Origin of the sequence: Janthinobacterium sp. GW456P (genome assembly GCF_002127655.1) — a bacterium.
Classification (GTDB): Bacteria; Pseudomonadota; Gammaproteobacteria; order Burkholderiales; family Burkholderiaceae_D; genus Janthinobacterium.
Map to the genome: position 1 here is coordinate 1 of NZ_NEHB01000075.1, position 470 is coordinate 470.

1 protein-coding gene is annotated in these 470 nt (G+C 68.7%); it reads left to right on the plus strand.

Annotated features, from left to right (window positions below):
- On the plus strand, positions 1–470 hold a 470-nt coding region (locus CBW66_RS28275), incomplete at both ends, for a pilus assembly protein N-terminal domain-containing protein (protein ID WP_172403011.1).

The following is a 470-nucleotide window of genomic DNA, read 5'->3' on the forward strand; positions in this document are numbered from 1 at the left end:
GGCGCCGCCAGGAGCAATCGGGCCGCCGCCCGCCCCCGGGCCACGCCGCCGCAAAGCGAATCGCGCGCCGGCCGCACCGAGATGGCGCCGCAAATGAGCCTGGCCGAAGGCAAGTCGACCCTGATGCGCCTGCCGTTCGCCGCCAGCCGCATGTCCGTCGGCGACCCGCGCATCGCCGACGTCATCCTGCTCAATCCCAACGAGGTGTACCTGCTGGGCCGCTCCGTCGGCACCACCAACCTGATCCTGTGGAACAAGAGCAATGACGCCACCATCATCGACCTGGCCGTCGGCATCGACAGCAGCAGCCTGCAGGCACGCATGGCCGAACTGCTGCCGAACGAAAAGATCCACGTCACGGTGGCGGGCGACACCCTGATCCTGTCGGGCATGGTCAGCGATGTCGTCAAGGCCGACCAGGCCCTGTCGCTGGCCAACGCCTATGTACAGCGCAGCACCCGCAGCGGCGG